Below are 20,165 nucleotides of genomic sequence, written 5' to 3' on the forward strand. Positions count from 1 at the left end.
TAAATGCATCGTGTTTAACCTCGTTTATCGAGTTTTATACTTGTATTTCTATTATCTCATTTTATAGGTTTTTTGAGAAGTTTTTAGAGGTGCCCACCAATAAGAACTTTCAAAAAAGGCTGAAAGATACTGATATGATTCAATCCATGTCAAGAGTAGGCCATTGTATTGATAACGGACCAATAGAAGGTTTTTGGGGAATTATAAAATCGGAAATGTATCAGATGTATGAGATTTCAGATGAGGCCTCCCTCCGATATGCCATCAAAGACTATATCCGATTTTACTGTCAAGAGCGTCCACAAAGTAGGTATGACTGTAAAACGCCTCTAGAAGTAAGAAACGTTGCCTTATCATCAGAACATCCTTTGTCATACCCAATCGCTAAGAATAACAAAATTGAAAAGTACAAGTCTAAGTGGTCTGCATAAAAAAACAGCCGTACATTTATTTTGTAAGACTGACCATCAAAAACAGACACTTTTTTAGATATTTAACCTGTCTACTTGACAGGGGGCATATCAGTTTGCCCTATGGGTGTTTTATGTCCTTTTAAAAGTTAATAGTTGATATACAAATGGCCAAGATGACTCAGTCTTAGCCATTTTTTTCTATTTAATTGCTTTTCTATAACCTTCACTATCTTCCTTGTATACCACAAATTTATTGCTACCAGTCATAAAGTTACCAGTATCATATTTCAAAGTACCATCTTCACTGAGGGTATAAGTTACAACATATTCTTTGTCATTAGATGAGGAAGTGAATGTTTGGTTTTTTGAATCCACATCAGTGATAGCATGAGTACCTTCTTTGTAGAATTTACCACTATTACCGTCAATTTCTAGACTTAACTTAGAATTTCCATCATAAACATTATAGTATTTACCATCTAAGTTATTCTGTTTAGAACAGGATTCAAGAAAGATAAGTAAAGTTCCTAAAATCATTAAACTAATTAAACTAATTACTTTTTTCATGTAGTATACCTCCTTTGCTAGTTATCATACTATAATTTTATAAAATTATTTCTGAATTGGATTGTTTAGTATAATGAACAATTCAGTAATTGTCTATTTCAACGGAAATTTATGGTTGAAATTTTTTCAAGTGACAAGATTAAGAAATTCTTATATACTTTTATTAGTTTATAAACTACTTAAGGTTGTAAGGAGGTTAAAAGATGGATAACATCTATCCTAAAATCAACCAAGTTGCAAGTGTACAAGTATATCGCTTCATGAAGGAAAATAAGATGTCATCATTAAATTATCATTTTGATGATTTCTTTGAAGCATGCTTAGATAAGTATGATATCAAACTAATGGAGCATCATTTTTCTAATCAGCAAATCGAAGGATTGACTTTGATAGATGAGCAGGGCATTTCGTTTTCTTATGAAAGAGATAATCCTAAGGTCAAACAAAACTTCACTAAGTGTCACGAGCTTGGGCACTTTTTATTAGATCACTCGGGAAGATTTTTTACAGAGCTGAAGGATAAAAATGATTCCCAACCTGAAAAAGAAGCAAATATTTTTTCAGCTATAATCTTGATGCCATCTATCGTATTGCTATCAAAAATCTTTTATCGACATGATTCCTTTAAAAAGGTTATTGAAGATGTTGCTGTATCAGCCGATGCGTTAAAATATAGATTAATTGATTTATTTAGATATCATATCAATGTGGATTATGATTCAATTGTCGATGCAGTAGCACGGTATCAAGAAGGTGATTTTAAAAATATTCTGTATCTGTTTAACATAATCAAAGATAATATTATTGCTGAATATAAGTCAGTGAAAGTTGATATCAAGCAGATGATATTGAAAAAAGTAGCATCTACAGGATTTGTTACGAGTAACGAGTATGAAGAATTACTTAACTGGGATTATTGCAAACAGCTTAAAAGTGAAGCAAATCATATTGATACTTGGATAGAGTACAACAGAGGAAATAGCTTAGGATTTGCTTGGAATACTCAAGAATTTAGTAGAGAAGAGGCTATATGGAAGGCTAAGTATATTTTATTGCTGAACTATTAGATATATAAAAGACTCCATTTATAAGATCATATCTTAATTAATGGAGTCAAAGCATTTTTAAGTTTAATATTACTTATAATTTTTAGTTGTAAACTCTAACCATTCAATTAGGTACTCGTTAATTTCTTCGAGTAATATATGGGAATCTTTTGTTAAATCAATCACCCCATATAATTCTAAGTGGTTTGCAAAGAGTTTTTCATATTGTATTTTCTTGGTAAGAAGAATAATTGATTTATAGTCAGAGGTGTTATAGTTCTTTATACTGTTTATTTTAGTATTAACAATATTTTGAGATAAAATTATGATAAAATATAAACTATTATTTGTATCTTTAAACACTTTAATAGCTTTTTTGTTAGGTAATATTTTATATTTTAGTGAATATTTTTTACATAATTTATTTAGTTTAATTATTAATTTAATGATTTTTAGACAGAAAAATATTTTTTACCTCTCGTTCTGTTATTTTATAATTATGATAAAACTTTTTAAAAAAAAAATAACTTTTTATCACAATCGGTCAGTATATTATCATAATGTAAATCATATTTATATCATTGGAGGGAATAGGGATGCTTAACATTTTTGTTTTGGAAGACGAATTACTACAACAGTCTCGTATAGAGACTATAATTTATAAGATAATAAAAAATGAAAATTTAAAGATTAATAAGTTTGAAATTTTTGGAAGGCCTTCTCAATTATTGTCAGAGATAACTGAGAGAGGATCCCACCAGTTATTTTTTTTAGATATCGAGATAAAAGATGAAGAAAAAAAGGGATTAGAGGTTGCGCATCAGATTAGAAAACTGGATCCCAACGCAACTATTGTATTTGTGACTACTCATTCTGAGTTTATGCCATTAACATTTAGATATAAAGTTAGTGCTTTGGATTTTATAGATAAAGCACTTGGTGATGTTTATTTTTATGAGAGAGTAAAGTCAGCTATTGAATATACATTAGAAAAAAATGGTAGTGCTATTTCCCGTGATTCTTTTAAATTTGAAACATCACTATCTCGCGTTCAAATTCCGTTTGATAAAATCCTTTATTTTGAGACATCACCTACTGTACATAAAGTCATTATGCACACTGTAGATGAAAGATTAGAATTTTATGCTGGAATTTCTGAGATTGAAAAATCAGATAGTAGATTATACAGATGTCATAAATCATTTGTTGTAAACCCTGAAAATATTAATAAAATTGATAAAGAAAATAAGCTTATTTTCTTTGAGAATGGAGAAACTTGTTTAGTTTCTAAGACAAAATTAAAGAAACTCAAGGAAAGGTTAGATTTTTAAAAGGTCTTAATTTTGTATATCTATAATTTTCTATTTAAAGAAATAACGTTTACTGTTCATATTATTGTTGTTTTAATGTTATATCAACAAATTACAGGATATAAAGTACGTCTTTATCTTTACTTTCTATTACCAATCATTTTTAGAGCATTATTTTATATTGTTCCACCAATAGGATATTTTTCTTCATTATTATTTTGGTTATTTCACTCATTATATAAAAATAAATTTGGAAATAGAATATTAGCCGTGTTTTATGGTTTATATCCGGTGGTTGTTGAAAGTTTATTTAATAGGGTTATTACTTTTGATTTACTACCTATGCTTGGTATATCAATAAATATTATTAATAAATTTCCAATACTATCTTTATTAATTGAACTATTAATATTCCCAACATTTTATTTTTTGACTAAAACTATTCAAATTGATTTTAAGAATTTACAAATTGGATTTTCTAAAAATCAATTAAAATATTATTTATTAATGTTTGATATTTCAATGTCAATTTATTTCGTATTACTACAAGTTTTTTCTATCTTTGCAGATGTGATACCAGATGCACTTAAATTAAGAGAAAATCTAGTAGGCATATATGTAATTTACTTTTTAATTATGTTAATCTTTTTGCATTCCAAGTTCGCTGATGAGATAGATAGAGAATTGAAAGAACAAAAAGATAATCAACTTCAAGATTTAGAAAAATATAGTAAGCATATAGAATCTTTATATGAGGAGATAAGACTTTTTAGGCATGATTACATAAATATACTTACAAGCATAAAATCTGGTATTGAATTAAAAGATATTTCTTCAATTCAGAATGTCTATGAAACAGTTTTATCAAAAACTGGAAAAGATTTTTCAGATAGAAAATATGATATTGCAAATCTTTCCAAGATAGAAAATACAGCTCTGAAAAGTGTTTTATCAGCAAAATTACTTGAAGCTTATAATAAAGGAGTTGAAATTGCTATTGAAGTAGATAATGAGCAGGAATTGTATACAGTTGAATTGCTAGACTTCATTACAATTATTTCAATTCTTTTAGATAATGCAATAGAGGCAACGTTATTATCAAGAGATCCTCAAATTAACATTGCTATCTTTACTCATAATGATAACTTTTATTTTATTGTTGAAAATAAAACAAGTGAAGAAAGTGTGGATACGAATAATATTTTTAAAAACGGTATTTCAACAAAAGGTGAGAATCGAGGTATAGGGCTATATAAAGTTACACAAATTTTAGATAAGTATCCTAGTGTATCTATTAGAACTAAAAGTTCTTCATATATGTTTACACAGACAATAGAAATACAAAAAAGCCTGCAAAAATAGTTTCTGTAGGCTTCAGATTGAAGACAAAGTCCTTAGAAATTGAGTTTCTAAGGGCTTTTCTTTCTTTTAAGGAGTATACTAAAAGAAAACAGTTTGTGAGGTAAGGCCATGTTTCACAAAGAAAAGCCAGATTATAACCGCCATCAGTACGGGTTCTATACGCTTGACCAGCTTGTTCCTGAGGATCACTTTTTGCGTAAGATTGAGGCTGTGATTAATTTTAACTTCATCTATGATTTAGTTGAGGATACTTACTCTTGTGATAATGGGCGTCCGAGTTTAGACCCTGTGATGCTCATCAAAATCCCTCTTATCCAATGTTTCTATGGCATTCGCTCCATGCGTCAGACCATTAAGGAAATTGAAGTCAATAATGCTTACCGTTGGTTTCTGGGGTTGACTTTGGACGACCAGGTTATAAAACGCCTTCTATCGCTAAATTCTTGCTGGATAAAAACATTACCCCTGTTTTTCCTTATACCAGACCGAAAGGAAAGAAAGGGAAGTTACAGCCTAAGGATTTTGTTTACGATGAGTATTATGATTGTTACCTTTGCCCCGAAAATCAGACGTTAGAGTATTGTACAACGACTCGTGAGGGCTATCGGGAGTATAAGAGTAAGGCCAAGATTTGTGCCACTTGTCCTTTATTAGGGAGTTGCACAGAGAGTCAGAAGCATCAAAAAGTCGTCACGAGACATCTTTGGAAAGAGGTTATGAGATTTGTGAGGACATTCGCTATCAAAGAGGGATGAGGGAACGCTACCAACATCGAAAAGAAACCATTGAACGCCTCTTTGGAACAGCTAAAGACTATCACAATCTCAGATATACGAGAGAGATTGGCAAGTCCAAAATGGAAGACAAGGTTGGGCTGATTTTAGCGTGTTTAAATCTCAAAAAACTGGTAAAAATGATGGCAGGAAGCCTTTTTATTTTGGACAGCTTCAGCTTTCTTACCCATTTTTCATCTCAAAGATAAGAGACACCAAAAAAGACGAACTTCCAAAAAGAAGTTTGTCTACGGTCTGAAGCCTACAGAAATAGTTTCTGTAGGCTTTTTTTAGTGACTTCCAAAGATTTTCCACCAATTCATGAGATACACCTCTTTTTATTTGATAGAAATATAATAACAATCTTTATCTAATATTGGATAATTTGTCAAAATCAGTAAATTTTCTATCATAATCCGACTTAATAACAATATTTCTACGGAATAATGATAGTACTTGAACAAGTTGTGATAAAAATAAATATTACAGGGTAGATATTTTATAATTTATTTGTCAGTTGGAGCTGATAAGTAGATTCAAGGAGATGATTAAAATGTATAGTTAGAGATTTATTACAGGAAAAATAAGAATAATATATAGTGATTGAAAGGAAATAATATGAAACATTTAGATAAAGAGCAAGCAGCAGCATTAGAAGAAATTTCACAACTAGATCTATCAATTTTGGATTTGGACGAATCGGATTTGGTGTCATCAGCAGCTGCAAGTAGCGGCAGTAGTTCATGTAAAGTAACAAGTACATGTGGCTCATCTTCATGTTGTGCATAACATAATCAAAGTAGAGGGAGGAGTTATCTTACCCTTTATTTTGATTGTTGAATGAGTCGAAAGGAAAACGATGAAGAAATATAAAGTAATTTTTAATTCTAGTAAGGATATTAATAGTTTTCAAAAAACTTATTTTAATAATGCTATTAATAGTGATGTCTATTTGCTGGAAAAAAATGCATCAAAAAATTTTTTATCATTTATAAGTGAAAATCCAGTAAATTTAACTAATATGTTTTCAGATGTTGATATTATTGATATTTCTTCTGAAAATTACGACTATAATAATGATTTTCCTTGGTGCAAAAATGAGAAATTATTATTAAATTTTTATTCAAAAATTTTCGGGATAATTGCACAATTTATTCAAGAGTCAAAATACTGGGATCTTCCGACTGATGAACAAGATCATCTTATTTGTCAAATTTTGACTACTGTTGCCTCTGTACATAAAGATGGAATAACACATGGATATCTTTCTTTTTATTCTAATTATCTCTATTATATGTCTCAACTAAAATCTATCACAAATAATGAAACATTTTTGAAAATACAGAATAAAATCACTTACATAGATAATATAGACAAAGCTTTTGTAGATGGTGAAGTTATAGTTATCAAAAATCTCTATGATATTTTGAAAGAAGAAATTAAGAGATTATCTGATAATAAAAAAGAGTTAAATTTTAGAGTTTTACCAAACCCTTATACATTTTTTAATAATAGTTCAGTAAAACTTGAATATTCACAATTTCATAAAACTGTTTTTAGTAACAAACTGTTGCTTCATAGATATACAAAGGATTCTTTTTATTATTATAGGATAGTAATGGGGATTTTCTTTAAAATTCTACCGTTACTAGGTATTAGTATGAATAGACGAAACCGCATAATATTTTTATCAGTAGAGCAAATTGAGAAATATTTTGGAATAAGTTGGGAAACACAAATTAATGAAAGTATTAGATGGGAAAACGAACAATATGTTAATGAAGAAAAAAGATAATAAATTAATGATATTAGATAGAGCTAAACTTATTACTGTAAATAAAATAAACAATATTGAAAGCTTACCAAATAATAAAATAGTAGAAATTAGGAATAGTAATAAGAAATATATTAATGTCAGAAAATTTAGTTGGACAAACAAATTTCATAAGTCTTATTCATTTTTCGAAAAAAAATCATTAATCGAAAAATTGGAACTTAATTTTGGCTCATTATTGAGTCTTAACAATGTTACAAATATAATAACTGATCAATATCCTTTGTTTAATATTAATTATAAAAATATTGTATTAATGGATAAAAACTTACAGAACATATACATCAAGTATTTTTTAAGATATATATTGCCATATGAAGTATCAGATATCATTGTAGATGAAGAAGATTATCATAACTACAAACAGTTTTTAAATAAAGATAATACTGACAATTGTATTGCTTTTAAATACAAAAATCGTATAAAAATATTTGATGAACTGGAGAAAAAAGAAGAGTATATTAAACAATTTAAACAAATCAAAGGTCATCACGACTTAGAAATTGAAGGTATCACTTCAAAAGAAATCAAGCTTGAGGAAGTTGTATTGTTTAATCAATATAGTTGCTTAATAATTAGATAATAAAGGAAATGAATAATGAGATATAAAAATTATAATAAAATATTAAATTGGCAAGAAATTTCAGAATTGGTAAAGAAAGAAAATATAGCTCTTTCTGTTCCTAACGGTTTAATCGTGATTAAACAAAATGAAGATTTATTTTCCGATATTCATTTTTTTATTCAAGTGTTGAAAAAATTGAAGGTAAATCATTGGTTTAAATTTTATTATGATGGTGAATATGACTATTTAAACACTTCAATTAATGTTAATACGTATATTAATGAGTCCCAACTTGACAATGATGTTAGCCTATTTTCTTATGAGGGTGAAAAAATAGATGGATTTAATTTTATTAAGAAAGAATTTTTGAGTCCCAAAGATACAAATGACTTACTAGATAAAATTAGTAAGGAAGTTAATACTATTAGTAGTTCTAGTGATAGTTTTAGGGTAAACAAATTGTCAGATATCGGAAAAATGGCGCAAAACTTTTTATCATACCATACTTTTGGAAGATATCACTTAGACCCAGCAGCAGCACCTTTTACAGGTGTAGCGTATGAATATAAAACACCAAGTTATAATCAATTTAATTATGGTTATGGAAGGTCATTTAATTTCTTAACAGCAAAGCATATTGCTAGTTTGGAAGCAGTAGAAAGATTTGCATCGGAGTTTTATAGTTACAGTTTTGATAAAAACACAAAATTTTTGAGCTACAATGAAATATCTAATAAATTTGCCACTTTACCATTAGATGAAATTGCATTAGAAGAGGGATCGCAATTAACTAATGATTCAAAATTATATTGGACATTAGCACAGGATATTCGAAATGGTAGTGAAATTTATGTTCCTGAGGATTTGGTATATTACGGCAACAATCCAAGTCGTGAAGGATATATTAGACAAATGAATGACAGTTCTAATGGGGTTGCACTAGGTTCAACTTATACGGAAGCTATGATTTGTGCATTATTAGAGTTAATTGAAAGACACAGTTTTTTAATGACTTGGTATGGAAATGTACCAGGGAGAAGAATAGAGAATTATAAAAATTATCTCTCTGATAAAGAAAAGAGTGTAATTAAAAGAGTAGAGGTGAAGGGGGCGAGAATTAATTTATTTGAAATATCTGTGTTTGAAGATGTATATGTTGTCTGGGGATTGATTACCAATAACAAGGAGGGTGCTTCTATTTCAACTTATACTTCAGCGGGTGCAGGATTTAGTGTTGATGAAGCAGTTAGAGCAGCGTTAATGGAGGTATCTGTAGGTTATTTAGTTCAAGAGAACTATCATGAAGAAGTACCAGAGATTCCAGAAAATATTACTACGATAGATGATCATATTGATTATTATGCGAATCCGTCAAATACATTTGAATTTGATTTTGTTAAGAAGTTTGAAAAATTTACTGATAGAGGAAACAGTTTATTGTCAAAATGTCATAGTCAAGAAGAAATTTTGAATCATCTATTAAGTGTTACATTAAAAGATTATAAGAGAATTATTTTTGCTAATTTAACTTCCAAGAAAATGGCAGATAATAAATTATTTGTAGTTAAAGCTATCATCCCAGAATTTTTACCAATGACTTTTGGATCGGGAAATCTTAGAATTAGTCTCCCTAACATTAACAAATCACGTAAACTATTAAATTTAGGTAGTATATACCAGGTTAATCGACGACCACATCCATTTCCTTAGGAGAGAAGTAATGAATAAAAAATGGAAATCCTATCATATGTTTTTATGGGACTATTCAGTATTTGATACAGTTATTATGTATATTTATAGTCATTTAAATGATGAAGAAAAAGAAAAATTATTTTTCATTCGATATTGGGAAGGAGGTCCACATCTGAGGGTTCGTGTTCAAGAAAGTGTATCACAGAGGATAGAAATTATTCTTAATAGAGCGATGAGGCATACTATTAAACAATTTCCATATATAAGAAATATTAAGTTAGATAAGGAAAAGTACTATTTAGAGTCATTCACTGACGGAGAAAAAATTGATGTCAAACAAATGCCTTGGTATGCGAATATGTCAATAGAACAAATACCATATAATCCTGAACTAGATAGATATGGTGGAGCAAACTTGATTGAATACAGTGAGAAGTTGTTTTGTATTTCATCAAAATTAACAAATAAATTATTGAATTTAAAGCCGTCATCTCTTAAAAAGATTATTGTATTTTATTATTGTATAACAGAAATTACAAATTCTAATCTATCAAGTGAGGAATTTATTGGAAAATTTTATTCATTAGGAGAACAATTTTGGCGTAATCTTGGAGTGAAACAGAGTCTTGATGAACGAGAAATGTTTAAGATTCATACCTTAGCAAGTAATTTACATCTACGACCATTATTGGAAGAATACATTACGAAATTAGATAAACTTTACACCATTATTTTTCATGTTAATCAAGACTATGCGGACAGTGTATTATTTTCTCATCTTCATATGTTTGCAAATCGTCTAGGTGTCAATATTTCAACGGAATTAGCATGTTATAGTTTCTTAAAAGGAAAAAGTAAATTATGATTTTGAATAAAAGATATTATATAAATAAAAAACATGATTATAAATATATAGTGAAACAAAACCTTAAAGATGCACAAAATTTTAGTGGGTGGTTAATGAATTTTGCTCCTACCGGTAATTTAAATTTGGAGTTTGAAAAGTCATTACCACAGGAAGATTTGATAAATCCAACAAAAAGTTTTTGGGATGTTGATGATTCAAGAATTAAAATTAAAGATAGTTTAACATTCTCTCTTAAAGCTAGGAGATCAACACCCGTAGAGCATCTTAATAGTGAGTGGGCAGAAGAGGAACTTCTATTTCTCCTCAATAAAGCAATTAGTGATGGACGTAGAAGTAAAGTATATAAAGATGAATATATCCCACTAAGAAGTTACCCTTCAGGAGGGGCTCAATATCCAATAAAGTTATTTATTATTGTTAATAAGGATATGGGGTATTTTAAAAAGAATCATGCTTATAAAATACATGCAGATTTAGGAGTGATTAGCGAAATTGATAAAGTAAATTTTAAATTTGAGGAGATTTTTGCTATATCTCATTTTAATAAGGAAATTAGTGAAGAAACTAAGAAGCTTTCTTTTGCTGTAGTTTTAGATATGAATTTAAAGCATAGTTTCAAGAAATATAAATATTACTCTAGGCAATTAGCGATGATTGAAGCTGGTCATATAGGTCAAAATCTTCAATTGGTTTCTACCGCGATGGGAAAAAAATCCCTGCCTAATGGGGGAGTACTATCAGATATGACTAAGGAAGCAATTGGTTTATCAGACAGTAGAGATGATGTTGTTATTTATGGAGTGGCATTTTAAATGATTAAAGAAAGAATTAACCCTTTTTTTGAAGTATTAATCTCTAGTGATAATATTTTAGTTATCAAAAATCAATTATTAGATAAAATTTTGTTTAAGTGTGTCATTGCTGATGACTTTAATGAAGAAAGTAAGGAAATTTTATTTAATAAACTAGAAATTTTATTTCATCAGAAATTAATTGTATCAGATAGTGAATATAAGTTTTTAAATCGATTAAAGAAAAATATTCTTGAAATTTCACAATCTAACAGAGATGAGGTAGATTTTAATATTCATCTATTTCAGTGGTTAAAAGATACTCAGTTAGATAGAGTATCAATTTCGGGAAAAAATATACACAAACAAAGTGTAATAAAAAATGAACAAGGTAATAAAGAGGCAATAGTTGTTCTAGATTCTATTAATGGGGATGATTTAATAGAAATTGTAAACTATCTGCGTACATATGACTATTTATATTTCGTACAGTCAGGTGAAATTAATTCTGCAGGACCGTTTATTAAGAATTCTCACCTTCTGACGCATAACTTAAAGGAGATTTTATTTAATACTGATATTGAAACTGTCTTTAAAGAGAGTGAATTATTAAATATTGATAATTTCAGAGAAGAGTTGATTACGGGAATGCTTATTGAAAGAATGAGTAATTATTTATTACCTGTATCTCCTTTACATAATAGAAAATTAATTTTAAATAAAAATGGTAACGTATCCTTAAGTGAGGAATTACCATTAGTTTAGTATATGGAGTAGGAGTTGTTGTGAATTTGCACGATTATAGTCAAAAAATATATGAATTGCTTCATCAGACACCAGAATTATCTTCTCAAGAAGTGAAAACAAGAGAAATAATTTCACGAATTATTAAAGATATTGGAGGATACGAGGTCGAATATGAAGGAAAAGAAGGATTAATTTATAGTAATGTATTGCAAGAAAAGAATCGACATATAACTTACGATCTAGGTTTTAGAGCTGAACTAGATGCACTATGTTTGCCAAATGGGAATATTTTTCATGCTTGTGGACACGATTTACATATGAGTTCTTTATTACAGTTTATGGCTTATTTGAGTAAACAAGAAACTTCAAAGAAAATATTATTTATATTTCAAAGTTCAGAAGAAATTGGAAACGGAGGCTTAACACTAGTTAATATTTTAAGAAAAAAGAATATTTCAATTGAAAAGATGTTTAGCTTACATAATGCTCCAGAAATTCCTGTTGATAGTATAGCAATTAAATCTGGAGAAACTTTAACTAATAATATCACTAACAAGTTAAAAATTAATTTTTATGAGAAAGATAGAAATTCAGATAATATTAAAGAGTTTCTATCAGTTTGGGACATCGTATATGCAAAGTTAGTAGCTTTTAATAATGATAATAAAAATATTAATATGTCTATTGGTGAATTTACAGTCAATAGTCAGGTTGGAACTCAAGCAACTAATTTGATTTTTAGTTTATCCTTAAGATCTAATTTAAGTAATATTTCTGCATTAGAAAAGTTATTTAAACAATTTTTAAATGAGTTAAATAAAGTTAATGTCGTAAAATCTATTGATGTTCAAAATTTAAATTACCATTGGAGAATACAAAACAGTTATAGTTTGTACAAAAAATTGAAAAAGAATTCTATATTTTTAACTCTAGAGATTCCAGAAAGCTTTACTTCAGATGATTTTTGCTATTATGATCAAGTTTCAAATGAAGTTTGTTATTTATTTTTAGGTAGTTATTTACAATTTAAAACATCTAGAACTCATACAAGTGATTATAAGCCCAATTTAAAATTTATCAATTATTCACTCAAGTTATACAAATACATATTGGAGGAATGCTGATGGAAATTTTTTATAGGCAAAATGATAAATCAACAAATGTGTTATTAGAGTATCTTTTTAACGATAAAATTAATAGCTTGATGGAAGAATACAAAATGAATCAGATTACTCTTAATTTATTAAAAGAAAAGCTGATTACCTTTATTGACGAATATATTTCAAAAGAAGAGATTCCTTATACTGTTATAAAAGAATATTTAAAAATAAAGAGACAGTTGAAAAAAGGTAAGGAAATTAAAAAAAATCTTCCGATAAAAAGTGACGATTGTGATGAGTATAACCATAGATGGACAAGAAATAAATTATTATCTGAGGAAATAGAGGCTAGATTAGAAGAAGTATTTAATTCCCAAGTTAAAATTTTACCTAGCTTAGTCGAAAATAAGGATCTTTTACTTTTCAGAAATGAGTATTTGATTAAGAAAATAAATGATATTAAAGATAATTCGCAGAAGAGACTGAAGAAAAAAGAGTGGGTATCATTGTATCGCTATTTGTCACAACTTACTTTAAAAACCGGGGGAGTCGGTACCGTTAGTAAAGTTGGGTGTTTTTCATATAACTGTGATCAAAGTATTCAATTTAGGGATCCAAAAAATAAAGTAGTTATAAGAATTCATAATTATCTTGAAAATAGAATTTATTATGAGATTCTAAAGAAAAATATAGAAAAATTCAAGTTGCAATTTTCGGTTAATCAAAACTATGTTGTATCAGAAGATCAGAACTATTATATTTTTAAAGTACTTCTTGATAATAATTTATCAAATATATTTAGGGGACAAGAACGTGAGTTAAAAATAAAGAAAATTCCGTCTATTGATAACCTACTAAATAATAAAATAGTTAGCTATCAGGAACTTAGTAGGTTATTTAATAAATTGGAAATTATTAAACTTCTGGATAGCGGAATATTGCTCTATGAAGATATTTCCATTGGGGATAATTTAAAATGGATTGATATTATAGACTTTACTAATGATAGTCTATTAAATAAATTATTACTAGTAAGGAATAATTTGGAGGAGTTAAATAAGAATTTCAATATTGATTCTTTTTTACAATGTTCAGAACAAATTAGATTATTATGTGATTTTCTAGAAGTTGATACTTTGAATTTTCCTGTACTTACAATAGATACATATACTGCAAATTTAAAAATATCTAAAAACCAGACAAAACTTCTCCATAAATTTCTTGAAAACAAAGAACAATTAAGTAAATTCTATTCAATCTTCGATGCCTCTAAAAAAGTAGAGGAAATGGCTTGGAAATTTATGGCGATTTATTATCCGTATGGTAAGGAATTTTCTGATTTTCAAGATATGGATCAATTTTTATCACAAATGTCAGATTATATTTTTAAAAATATTAATCTAGGTGAGCTTCGCTCTGGATTCTTTGACTTAGATGAATACCCGCTTATTAATAACGTAATTAATAGTATTTGCAAAAGTAAAGAAAATGAATATGTTATTAGTGATAGTATGATTCAGATGATATTTGAAAAGGCCAAAGGAATCAATTATAATTTGGAGCATTCATATACATTTTTTACGCAACTGAGTAAGAAACAATTAGTTGTAAACCATGTATATAAAGGATATGGTATCTTTACCAATCGTTATAAAGATAATTTTGAAGATGGAATATTTGAAGATAGATTCGGTTTTGATAAAATCTGTGATATCCCATATGACTTTGGATTTAATGCCAATAGTCGTCCTAATACGGAATCTTTTGATATTTATAATTTGAAAAATAAAATTAACAGTAACTTCATGAATTACAAGGATATTAAGATTGACAGGCATGAAGTTCAAAAACGTTTGAAATTTATGAAAAAAGATGGAAGTGAATTTTATTTTTCATTTCTTGGTAGTATGACACCGATGGTTCTTCCAAGGACGTTAGCGATGTTCAATAGTTTATCATTAACTGGAGGGATGTACTTTGATATTGCAGATTTAGTATTGAGGAAAAAATATGATGAAAGTCCTTCTTTAAAAGTATATACTGCACCAATGATATATTTTAAAGAAAAGAAAATTGTACTTGCAAGAGATAAAACTTTAATTAGTACTGACTATTTAAATAATCTGATAAATAAATTCCAAAATAAAACGGAATTAGTTTTACAATTAGAGACTTTATTAAGTGGGAAAGAATTTTTTGTTAGAGAATTTTCTGTAGATTGTAATTTTAAAAATAAGTTTGAAAAGCCTATTTATGTGGATTTATATAGTCTGATAGGGATTGAAATATTGAAAAATTATATCAAAGATCTTGATTGGATTGTTTTTGAAAAACCAAATCCTAACTTCAACGAAGAATATTTAACTGAATATATTATTGAAAGTAATAATACCGTTTCTGATATAGTAAGGTCCGATTCTGATAATTGAAAAAATATGACGCTAAATGATGCTATCTTATAGTTATCAAAACAAAGGAGATAGTCATGTTTTCATTACATAATATTAAGAAAAAATTTGGACCAAAGAATGTTCTTAAAGATATCTCGTTTACTATTACAGAAGGCGATAAGATAGCTTTGCTTGGGAGTAACGGAGCAGGGAAATCAACTTTATTTAAAATCATTGCTGGACAAGTAAAAAGTGATAGTGGTCTGATAAAAACTCAATTGGATTTCAGGAATGATATTGGAATGATGCCGCAGGATAATCTTTTAATTAAAGATTTGACGGTAAAAGAATTAGTTTTGCTTAAATCTTATATGAATAAGCTTGAAAATTTTGATGTTGATTCAATGCTTTCTAAGGTAAATCTATTGGACAACAAAAAAGATATGGTAGGTGATTTATCGGGTGGCCAACAGAGAAGATTGTCACTATTATTATCATTACTAAATAACCCTAGATTACTTTTTCTAGATGAACCGACAACTGGTATGGACTTGGCTTCAATAGATAATTTTTGGGAATTATTAAAAGATAGTAGTAGTACATCTTTAATTGTAACACATGATTTCAATCAGATTGATCAGTTTTTTACAAGGGTGCTAATTTTAAAGAATGGATATATTTTAGCCGATGAATCTGTTGCTAAAATTCATAAGACTGGAAAAACAATTGAACAATATTATAGAGATTTAAATAACTTGGAGGAACAACATGATTAGTCTTATTCAATTTAAACAAGTATTGAGAAATAAACGTTTTATTCTTTTTACTTTATTTATTCCAGTTACATGGTATATGATTTTGAATAATTTACAAGATGATGTGATGCCAAATATTTTTTTGAGTATTGCGATTTTCATTGGTGTAATTGGGAATAGTTTAGCGACATTTAGTAAAAGAATCTCTTCAGAAATAGAATTTTATAAATTAGAATCAAGTTTTTCAAACTATAATATAGTTAATTATCTTTTGAGCCAAAGCTTAGTTCAAGTATTGTTAAATAGCTTGATTTTTGTGGTAGTAACTGTAGTGGCAATTATACTGTTCGGATTACCACTTAGTAATTTATTACTTTATCAATTTATTTTATTAATGCTCATGGGAATATACTTTAGTTTTATTGGCTTTGTAATTGGAGTACGTGTTGATTCTAAAGTTATTGATACAATTAGCTTTCCTATTATTGTACTTGCTTCAATTACCATTATTCCATTTTCTCAGCTAGCTATAGATAGTGATTTTGTAAAGACAGTCAGTACAATTCAAAAAATATTTCCAGGATATTATTATAGTCAGATGATCAATTCTTTGATGACGTCAAGAGAAATTCAATTTATGGATTTATTGCTATTTTTATCTACAATTTTTATTAATCTACTACCATTATATTTATTAATACCAGATAAAAAATCTCTGAAAATGTATAAATAAAATTTATGGTTCTGTTGCGAAGTTTGAAAATCAAACGCACCCTCCCTGAACTCCAAATATCTTAGGCTGTTATTCCCATTAATACCTTGATTTCAGTAGACACCGAAAAGCCGAAGAGAGTTCCATTTCTTCGGTTCTTTTTATATATTCCTCGAATGGTCTCCATGCCCTTAATCGTGGAAGAGGCTGTACGGAGACTTTGATAAAATTTATGTCGTCGTTTAATAGGTCGATGGTCTTGTTCTATTAAATTGTTCAGATACTTCACAGTTCGGTGCTCTGTCTTAGTATATAAACCCACACTCTGTAACTTTCTAAATGCAGATCCTATAGAGGGTGCTTTATCTGTTACGATGACTCTAGGTTGTCCAAATTGTTTATGGAGTCGCTTTAAGAAAGCATACGCCGCCTGAGTATCTCGTTTCTTTCGTAACCAGATATCCAATGTTAAACCGTCCGCATCAATCGCTCGATAGAGATAATGCCAACGCCCCTTAATTTTGATATAGGTTTCATCCATTTTCCACGAATAGAAGGACTTTTTATTTTTCTTTTTCCAGAGATGATAGAGGATTTTACTGTATTCTTGAACCCACCGATAAATCGTAGTGTGACAAACATTTATTCCACGGTCATAAAGCAATTCCTGAACTTCACGATAGCTCAGATTGTAACGTAGGTAATAACCAACAGCGACAATGATGACGTCTTGTTGGAATTGTTTGCCTTTAAAATGATTCATCTCTCAAGCCTCACTAACCTTTTTTCTTACATTTTAAAATAAATACAGGAAATTAAAAAACTTCTCAACAGAACCTCATTGGTTATCTGTTAAATCTGTTGGATAAGGTTTTGGCATTATGGGAAAATTATATAGTTTTAGTATATTCAGTTTATCTTTTATTTCTTTTTAACTAGGTTTGCCGTACTAATCTAATATCAGTGCAACTTTAATCTTGTTATTTTGTTACATTTAAATTTTTTGGTTGGTAATCTAAAATAGATTACGGAATCATTTTATTAGTCTTTAGTTTGTAATAAAATAATGTTGTCATATTATGACAAATCTCGAGATTTTTTCTCAAAGTGACATATACTTTTTCTTAGGAGAAAGCTAGATGTACCAACGTATAAGAGATTTGAGAGAGGATCATGATTTCACTCAAAGGTTTGTTGCAAATTTACTTTCCTTCTCTCATACAAATTATGCAAAAATTGAGAGAGGAGAGGTTGCCTTAACGGCAGATGTTCTTGTGCAGCTTTCTAAACTCTATAACGTTAGTACGGATTACCTATTAGGATTAACAGATTGTTCGGATAGGATTAAACATAAAATAAAATAGTCTCTCCTTGATTTGTTCATTGACAATTGAATAATTCTAGGTGGGACTTTATTTATTTGTTGAGCAATAGAATATAATGCGCCAGGAAATGAGCGAAAATCATTTATTCAAAAATAGGATGGTAACCTATCTGCCATGACACAAATAATGATAATGATACTTCTGACCGTTCAGGCTGCCACAGTAAAAGGACAGCGGGTGAAATTCCCATGATTGATTTAACCAGTCAAATCCCATCTAGCGTGTAAAAAAACTTAGTGATTTGAAGGAGGAAAGTGTATGAGAACTGCTACATATAAAGATTTAATGAACTTAGGATTTCCTGAACATACCTCTAGAGACATTATTCGTGAAGCAAAAAGAATTGCTGTAAAAAAGTTTGAAGAAGCTCGCAAAGTTGATCATAATGCGGTACAATTAAGTAAATCGCCCTTTGACAATCGAAGACTAGGTATCGCACCAGCAGAAATTGTGGAACAATTAATAGGGATTCCACTATCTAAATAACATTTAGAAAGTGAGAATTCAAATGGCAACAAAAAGTAGTAAAAAATACAAAGGTGTTTATTGTGATAATAAGGGAAAGATATTTTATCAGATTTATCTTGGAATCGACCCAGTAACTGGCAAAAGGGTACAAAAGAAAGCTAGAAAAAATCAATATGGTAAAACTTTTGAAACGATGAAAGAAGCATATGACGAATTAGTTCGTATAAAATATGAATTTTCCAACAAAGTCAGTTTAGAAAATTACAATATGACTTTTGAAAACTATATGAACACAATTTATTTAAGAGCATATAAGCAAAAAGTTCAGTCTGTGACATATAAGACGGCTCTTCCTCATCATAAACTTTTTATTCAATATTTTGGTTCAAAGCCATTAAAAGCAATAACTCCTAGAGATTGCGAGGCTTTTAGATTGCATATCATAGAAAATTATTCTGAAAATTATGCGAAAAATTTATGGTCAAGGTTTAAAGCTTGTATGGGTTATGCAGAAAGACTTGGCTATATTTCAGATATGCCTTGTAAAGCATTAGATAATCCTAGAGGCAAGCATCCAGAAACTCCATTTTGGACCTATGCGGAGTTTCAGACATTTATCAAATCATTTGACTTACATGATTATGAAGAATTGCAACGATTTACTGCTATCTGGTTATATTATATGACAGGTGTACGAGTGAGTGAAGGTTTATCTTTATGTTGGGAGGATATTGATTTTGATAAAAAATTCCTAAAGGTACATACAACCTTGGAGAAAGATGAAAATGGAAATTGGTATCGTAAAGACCAAACAAAGACTCCAGCAGGTGAACGACTTATTGAATTGGATGATATAACTATTGAAGTGCTTCAATTTTGGCGAAAAAATCAGTTTGCAAATCAAGATACAGATTTTATCATTTCAAGATTTGGAGATCCTTTTTGTAAATCGACCATTTGTCGTATCATCAAACGTAAAGCGCAGCAAGTAGGAGTGCCAGTTATTACAGGGAAAGGTCTTAGACATAGTCATGCTTCTTATCTAATAAATGTTTTGAAAAAAGATATTTTATATGTGGCAAGACGAATGGGACATGCTGATAAATCAACAACTTTGAACACATATAGTCATTGGTTTAATGCTTTAGATAAAACAGTTTCTGAAGAAATCACACAAAATATTAAAAGTGCAGGATTGGATTCAATTTTATGCCAAAAATCCTGCCAAACTTCAAATTTATAAACTCAAACCCCTTGATACTGCACATTTAACAGGTTGTGCAATTGTTACTCTTAAATAATAGAGTATCGCAATTTGATTGCGGAAGCCCGATTTACCAGTCTTTTAGAGCTTATAGCGATTTAAAGAAACTGATAATTTGATTTG

The 20,165-nt window shown here is 28.9% G+C and carries 20 protein-coding genes and 1 pseudogene; 19 read left to right on the plus strand and 2 right to left on the minus strand.

Features of this window, described 5'->3' with window-relative positions:
• A partial coding sequence (locus tag ACPC57_RS02400; protein WP_434066239.1) for an IS3 family transposase occupies positions 1–431 on the plus strand: 431 nt, incomplete at its 5' end.
• Between the two features lie 180 nt (positions 432–611).
• Here the strand turns inward: ACPC57_RS02400 and ACPC57_RS02405 are convergent.
• Complete coding sequence (locus tag ACPC57_RS02405; RefSeq protein WP_434066240.1) at positions 612–980, minus strand: hypothetical protein; 369 nt, start codon at positions 978–980, stop codon at positions 612–614.
• Between the two features lie 203 nt (positions 981–1,183).
• Between ACPC57_RS02405 and ACPC57_RS02410 the strand changes: the two genes are divergently transcribed.
• The 15 genes and pseudogenes from ACPC57_RS02410 to ACPC57_RS02480 all read left to right on the plus strand — a co-directional run bounded on the left by ACPC57_RS02410 (position 1,184) and on the right by ACPC57_RS02480 (position 16,946).
• Positions 1,184–2,047 carry an ImmA/IrrE family metallo-endopeptidase gene (locus tag ACPC57_RS02410; protein ID WP_071519549.1) on the plus strand — a complete coding sequence of 288 codons (864 nt, stop codon included), beginning with the start codon at positions 1,184–1,186 and terminating at the stop codon, positions 2,045–2,047.
• 575 nt (positions 2,048–2,622) lie between these two features.
• Positions 2,623–3,357, plus strand: a complete 735-nt coding sequence (locus ACPC57_RS02415; protein WP_103344443.1) for a response regulator transcription factor — start codon at positions 2,623–2,625, stop codon at positions 3,355–3,357.
• Between the two features lie 12 nt (positions 3,358–3,369).
• Complete coding sequence (locus tag ACPC57_RS02420; protein ID WP_081351559.1) at positions 3,370–4,698, plus strand: GHKL domain-containing protein; 1,329 nt, start codon at positions 3,370–3,372, stop codon at positions 4,696–4,698.
• A gap of 108 nt (positions 4,699–4,806) precedes the next feature.
• Positions 4,807–5,680: pseudogene (locus ACPC57_RS02425) on the plus strand (transposase).
• Positions 5,681–6,089: 409 nt separating this feature from the next.
• Positions 6,090–6,260: a thiopeptide-type bacteriocin gene (locus tag ACPC57_RS02430; RefSeq protein WP_103344441.1), complete on the plus strand. Its 171-nt coding sequence runs from the start codon at positions 6,090–6,092 to the stop codon at positions 6,258–6,260.
• Positions 6,261–6,330: 70 nt separating this feature from the next.
• A complete protein-coding gene (locus tag ACPC57_RS02435) occupies positions 6,331–7,266 on the plus strand; it encodes a hypothetical protein (protein WP_071519546.1) in 936 nt (311 codons plus the stop codon).
• On the plus strand, positions 7,214–7,888 hold the full coding sequence (locus ACPC57_RS02440; RefSeq protein ID WP_141768402.1) for a hypothetical protein: 675 nt from the start codon (positions 7,214–7,216) through the stop codon (positions 7,886–7,888). Before ACPC57_RS02435 ends, ACPC57_RS02440 begins: the two co-directional genes overlap by 53 nt.
• Positions 7,889–7,903: 15 nt before the next feature.
• Entirely contained in the window at positions 7,904–9,580 is a 1,677-nt protein-coding gene (locus ACPC57_RS02445; RefSeq protein ID WP_071519544.1) for a YcaO-like family protein, read from the plus strand.
• Between the two features lie 10 nt (positions 9,581–9,590).
• Positions 9,591–10,427, plus strand: coding sequence for a thiopeptide-type bacteriocin biosynthesis protein (locus ACPC57_RS02450; RefSeq protein ID WP_071519543.1), 837 nt, complete (start codon positions 9,591–9,593; stop codon positions 10,425–10,427).
• Positions 10,424–11,242 carry a nitroreductase family protein gene (locus ACPC57_RS02455; protein WP_071519542.1) on the plus strand — a complete coding sequence of 273 codons (819 nt, stop codon included), beginning with the start codon at positions 10,424–10,426 and terminating at the stop codon, positions 11,240–11,242. Before ACPC57_RS02450 ends, ACPC57_RS02455 begins: the two co-directional genes overlap by 4 nt.
• Positions 11,243–11,986 (plus strand): hypothetical protein, encoded by a 744-nt coding sequence (locus tag ACPC57_RS02460; protein ID WP_071519541.1) that lies wholly within the window; start codon positions 11,243–11,245, stop codon positions 11,984–11,986. It begins immediately after the preceding gene.
• A 20-nt stretch (positions 11,987–12,006) separates the two neighbouring features.
• Positions 12,007–13,092: a M20/M25/M40 family metallo-hydrolase gene (locus ACPC57_RS02465; protein ID WP_071519540.1), complete on the plus strand. Its 1,086-nt coding sequence runs from the start codon at positions 12,007–12,009 to the stop codon at positions 13,090–13,092.
• Entirely contained in the window at positions 13,092–15,497 is a 2,406-nt protein-coding gene (locus ACPC57_RS02470) for a lanthionine biosynthesis protein (RefSeq protein ID WP_434066241.1), read from the plus strand. Before ACPC57_RS02465 ends, ACPC57_RS02470 begins: the two co-directional genes overlap by 1 nt.
• A gap of 56 nt (positions 15,498–15,553) precedes the next feature.
• Positions 15,554–16,234, plus strand: a complete 681-nt coding sequence (locus ACPC57_RS02475) for an ATP-binding cassette domain-containing protein (protein ID WP_071519538.1) — start codon at positions 15,554–15,556, stop codon at positions 16,232–16,234.
• Positions 16,227–16,946, plus strand: coding sequence for an ABC transporter permease (locus ACPC57_RS02480; RefSeq protein ID WP_071519537.1), 720 nt, complete (start codon positions 16,227–16,229; stop codon positions 16,944–16,946). Before ACPC57_RS02475 ends, ACPC57_RS02480 begins: the two co-directional genes overlap by 8 nt.
• Positions 16,947–17,007: 61 nt before the next feature.
• On the opposite strand, the gene ACPC57_RS02485 is transcribed toward ACPC57_RS02480, so the two are convergent.
• Positions 17,008–17,688 (minus strand): IS6 family transposase, encoded by a 681-nt coding sequence (locus ACPC57_RS02485; protein WP_071519536.1) that lies wholly within the window; start codon positions 17,686–17,688, stop codon positions 17,008–17,010.
• A gap of 376 nt (positions 17,689–18,064) precedes the next feature.
• Here ACPC57_RS02485 and ACPC57_RS02490 point away from each other — a divergent pair, with 376 nt between their 5' ends.
• The 3 genes from ACPC57_RS02490 to ACPC57_RS02500 all read left to right on the plus strand — a co-directional run bounded on the left by ACPC57_RS02490 (position 18,065) and on the right by ACPC57_RS02500 (position 20,021).
• Positions 18,065–18,289 carry a helix-turn-helix domain-containing protein gene (locus ACPC57_RS02490; protein ID WP_071519535.1) on the plus strand — a complete coding sequence of 75 codons (225 nt, stop codon included), beginning with the start codon at positions 18,065–18,067 and terminating at the stop codon, positions 18,287–18,289.
• Between the two features lie 279 nt (positions 18,290–18,568).
• Positions 18,569–18,796 carry a DUF3173 family protein gene (locus tag ACPC57_RS02495; RefSeq protein WP_001258320.1) on the plus strand — a complete coding sequence of 76 codons (228 nt, stop codon included), beginning with the start codon at positions 18,569–18,571 and terminating at the stop codon, positions 18,794–18,796.
• A 22-nt stretch (positions 18,797–18,818) separates the two neighbouring features.
• Positions 18,819–20,021: a tyrosine-type recombinase/integrase gene (locus ACPC57_RS02500; protein WP_071519534.1), complete on the plus strand. Its 1,203-nt coding sequence runs from the start codon at positions 18,819–18,821 to the stop codon at positions 20,019–20,021.
• The last annotated feature ends 144 nt before the right edge of the window (positions 20,022–20,165 follow it).

This window comes from Streptococcus sp. VTCC 12886, assembly GCF_049893425.1.
Taxonomy (GTDB): Bacteria; Bacillota; Bacilli; order Lactobacillales; family Streptococcaceae; genus Streptococcus; species Streptococcus suis_AA.

Excerpts from the sequence above, each read along its gene's own strand:
- ACPC57_RS02405 (WP_434066240.1), bottom strand. The coding sequence starts at position 980 with ATGAAAAAAGTAATTAGTTTAATTAGTTTAATGATTTTAGGAACTTTA.
- ACPC57_RS02410 (WP_071519549.1), top strand. The coding sequence starts at position 1,184 with ATGGATAACATCTATCCTAAAATCAACCAAGTTGCAAGTGTACAAGTA.
- ACPC57_RS02415 (WP_103344443.1), top strand. The coding sequence starts at position 2,623 with ATGCTTAACATTTTTGTTTTGGAAGACGAATTACTACAACAGTCTCGT.
- ACPC57_RS02430 (WP_103344441.1), top strand. The coding sequence starts at position 6,090 with ATGAAACATTTAGATAAAGAGCAAGCAGCAGCATTAGAAGAAATTTCA.
- ACPC57_RS02435 (WP_071519546.1), top strand. The coding sequence starts at position 6,331 with ATGAAGAAATATAAAGTAATTTTTAATTCTAGTAAGGATATTAATAGT.
- ACPC57_RS02440 (WP_141768402.1), top strand. The coding sequence starts at position 7,214 with ATGAAAGTATTAGATGGGAAAACGAACAATATGTTAATGAAGAAAAAA.
- ACPC57_RS02445 (WP_071519544.1), top strand. The coding sequence starts at position 7,904 with ATGAGATATAAAAATTATAATAAAATATTAAATTGGCAAGAAATTTCA.
- ACPC57_RS02450 (WP_071519543.1), top strand. The coding sequence starts at position 9,591 with ATGAATAAAAAATGGAAATCCTATCATATGTTTTTATGGGACTATTCA.
- ACPC57_RS02455 (WP_071519542.1), top strand. The coding sequence starts at position 10,424 with ATGATTTTGAATAAAAGATATTATATAAATAAAAAACATGATTATAAA.
- ACPC57_RS02460 (WP_071519541.1), top strand. The coding sequence starts at position 11,243 with ATGATTAAAGAAAGAATTAACCCTTTTTTTGAAGTATTAATCTCTAGT.
- ACPC57_RS02470 (WP_434066241.1), top strand. The coding sequence starts at position 13,092 with ATGGAAATTTTTTATAGGCAAAATGATAAATCAACAAATGTGTTATTA.
- ACPC57_RS02475 (WP_071519538.1), top strand. The coding sequence starts at position 15,554 with ATGTTTTCATTACATAATATTAAGAAAAAATTTGGACCAAAGAATGTT.
- ACPC57_RS02480 (WP_071519537.1), top strand. The coding sequence starts at position 16,227 with ATGATTAGTCTTATTCAATTTAAACAAGTATTGAGAAATAAACGTTTT.
- ACPC57_RS02485 (WP_071519536.1), bottom strand. The coding sequence starts at position 17,688 with ATGAATCATTTTAAAGGCAAACAATTCCAACAAGACGTCATCATTGTC.
- ACPC57_RS02490 (WP_071519535.1), top strand. The coding sequence starts at position 18,065 with ATGTACCAACGTATAAGAGATTTGAGAGAGGATCATGATTTCACTCAA.
- ACPC57_RS02495 (WP_001258320.1), top strand. The coding sequence starts at position 18,569 with ATGAGAACTGCTACATATAAAGATTTAATGAACTTAGGATTTCCTGAA.
- ACPC57_RS02500 (WP_071519534.1), top strand. The coding sequence starts at position 18,819 with ATGGCAACAAAAAGTAGTAAAAAATACAAAGGTGTTTATTGTGATAAT.